4 protein-coding genes are annotated in these 2,635 nt (G+C 59.5%); 3 read left to right on the forward strand and 1 reads right to left on the reverse strand.

What is annotated here, in order from left to right:
• Positions 1 to 142: 142 nt before the first annotated feature.
• The gene (locus tag QZ571_RS18385; protein WP_295537615.1) at positions 143 to 934 is read right to left on the reverse strand and encodes an enoyl-CoA hydratase; all 792 of its coding nucleotides are present in this window, start codon (positions 932 to 934) and stop codon (positions 143 to 145) included.
• 58 nt (positions 935 to 992) lie between these two features.
• Between QZ571_RS18385 and QZ571_RS18390 the strand changes: the two genes are divergently transcribed.
• The 3 genes from QZ571_RS18390 (at position 993) to rpsI (ending at position 2,554) form a co-directional block, all read left to right on the forward strand.
• Positions 993 to 1,412, forward strand: a complete 420-nt coding sequence (locus QZ571_RS18390; RefSeq protein ID WP_295537617.1) for a PaaI family thioesterase — start codon at positions 993 to 995, stop codon at positions 1,410 to 1,412.
• Between the two features lie 177 nt (positions 1,413 to 1,589).
• Positions 1,590 to 2,051, forward strand: a complete 462-nt coding sequence (rplM, locus tag QZ571_RS18395) for a 50S ribosomal protein L13 (protein ID WP_295537619.1) — start codon at positions 1,590 to 1,592, stop codon at positions 2,049 to 2,051.
• Positions 2,052 to 2,053: 2 nt separating this feature from the next.
• A complete protein-coding gene (gene rpsI, locus QZ571_RS18400) occupies positions 2,054 to 2,554 on the forward strand; it encodes a 30S ribosomal protein S9 (protein WP_295537620.1) in 501 nt (166 codons plus the stop codon).
• Positions 2,555 to 2,635: the final 81 nt, after the last annotated feature.

The following is a 2,635-nucleotide window of genomic DNA, read 5'->3' on the forward strand; positions in this document are numbered from 1 at the left end:
GCGCGGCTCGGATCGCTCAAACCTTGGGGCGTGGCGGGTAGATGATTTTGCCTCTAACACCGCTGTCCACGACAAGGGCGAACAGGGGTGATCACGACGGTCGATTTCGGCTCGCTGCCCAAATAAGCCGTGCGGCGAGCCTTTAGCTATCGGCCCAATCGGGTTTGCGTTTCTCGATGAAGGCTTGCAGCCCTTCCTCAGTGTCGCGCCAAAGCATGTTTTCCACCATCACGGCAGCGGTGTGCTCATAGGCCTGCGCAAGATCCATAGTCGTCTGGTCGTAAAACGCCCGTTTGCCGATCTTCACCGCCGCGCCCAGCTTGGCGGCGAGGGTTTGCGCCAGCTTGCCGGTCTCGGCGTCAAGCGCGTCATGGGGGGCGACGCGGTTGACCAGCCCGACCTCGCGGGCGCGCGCGGCATCAATGAACTCGCCCGTGGTGAGCATTTCAAACGCTACCTTGCGCGGCACGTTGCGCGACAGCGCCACCATCGGCGTGGAACAAAACAGCCCGATATTGACGCCGTTCACGCCAAAGCGCGTGCCCTCGGCCGCCACGGCCAGATCGCAGCTTGCCACCAGCTGACAGCCCGCCGCCGTGGCGATGCCATGGGCCTGCGCAATCACCGGCTGGGGCAGGGCAGGGATCATCTGCATCACCTCGGCGCAGCGAAAGAACAGATCGGCGAAATAGGCGCGCCCGTGATCGGCCCCCTCGCGCCCGCGCTGCATTTCCTTGAGATCATGGCCCGCGCAAAATGCCTTGCCCGCACCTTTGAGCACCACGACCTTGATGGTCTCGTCGCTGGCCAATTCGCTAAAGCGCGATTTCAGCGCCGCCAACATCGCATCCGACAGCGCGTTCAGGCTGCCCGGCGCGTTCATCGTCAAATGCGCCACCGCAGCGTTATCTTCGCGCATCACCAGATCGGTCATTGAAACTCCTCCTCTTTGGCGAAACTCTATGGTGGGTTTGACAGAGAGGGAAGAGAGCATGGCTCTTGTAATGGATCGCGCCGCCTTGGCGATTTTTTTGGATCAGGCGTTTCCGCAAGTCAGGGGTGATTTCGCGATTGATGCATTGGATGAGGAGGAACTGGTGGTGCGGCTTTGCGTGGCCGAGCAGCATCTGCGACCCGGTGGCACGGTGTCGGGGCCCAACATCTTTGCGCTGGCCGATGTCGGCATCTACATGGCGATCCTTTCGCGGATCGGGCCGGTGGCGCTGGCGGTGACGACCAATGCCAGTATCGACTTCATGCGCAAACCGGTGGCAGGCGTCGATTTGATCGCGCGGGTGCGGATATTGAAGCTGGGGCGCGTGCTGGCGGTGGGCGAGGCGCTGATGTTTTCGGACGGTGACGCGCGTCCGGTGGCGCGGGCAAGCATGACCTATTCGATTCCACCAAAGTAAGCAGGGCGGGGGACTTGCCTGCGTGTTTGGGGGCGAAAAAATGGGGTATTTATATACCTATTTTGTAACACATTGTTTTTGCATGCATAAATTCCGATAAGGGGGCTTGAAATATGTACGCAAATCGTCGAAAAGCCGCCATCAGAATTCGATAATCCCCTACAAGGGCCGTTAAAAATGAAAACCTACACCGCAAAACCCGCGGAGATCGAAAAGAAATGGGTCATCATCGACGCTGAAGGCGTCGTGCTGGGCCGTCTCGCCTCGATCGTCGCAATGCGTCTGCGTGGCAAGCACAAAGCCACCTTCACGCCGCACATGGATATGGGCGACAATGTGATCATCATCAACGCCGGCAAGGTGCAGATGACGGGTCGCAAGCGCGAAGACAAAACCTACTACTGGCACACCGGCCACCCCGGCGGGATCAAATCGCGCACTGCGCGTCAGATCCTTGAGGGCGCGCATCCTGAGCGCGTGGTGATCAAAGCCGTGGAGCGCATGATTTCGCGCAACCGTCTGGGCAGTGCGCAAATGTCGAACCTGCGTGTTTACGCTGGCACCGATCATCCGCATGAAGCGCAACAGCCTGAAGTTCTCGACGTCAAGTCGATGAACAAAAAGAACACTCGGAGCTGATCATGTCTGACGATATCAAGACTCTCGACGATCTGAAATCGGTCGTGTCCGGCTCTGACGCCGCGCTCGCGCCCGACACTGAAACCGCCGCTCCGCGTGAGCCCGTGCGCGACGCGCTCGGCCGTTCCTATGCGACCGGCAAACGTAAAGACGCGGTCGCCCGCGTTTGGATCAAGCCGGGTACGGGCAAGATCGTAGTAAACGGCAAAGAGATGCCGGTTTATTTCGCGCGCCCCGTGCTGCAGCTGATCGTGAACCAGCCGTTCGACGTCGCCAATGTGCGCGGTGAGTTCGACGTGTTCGCCACCGTCGCCGGTGGTGGCCTGTCGGGTCAAGCTGGTGCGGTCAAGCACGGCATCTCGAAAGCGTTGCAGCTTTATGATCCCAGCATGCGTGCTGCTCTCAAAGCCGCAGGCTTCCTGACCCGCGACTCGCGCGTTGTGGAACGTAAGAAATACGGCAAGCGCAAAGCCCGCCGGAGCTTCCAGTTCTCCAAGCGCTAACTGCGAGCGAGTATATTTCTCAACGATTTTAAAGGGCTGCATGTTTTGCAGCCCTTTTTCTATGCGTAGCGGCTTTGTAGC

The sequence above is a fragment of the uncultured Thioclava sp. genome (genome assembly GCF_913064665.1).
Classification (GTDB): Bacteria; Pseudomonadota; Alphaproteobacteria; order Rhodobacterales; family Rhodobacteraceae; genus Thioclava; species Thioclava arctica.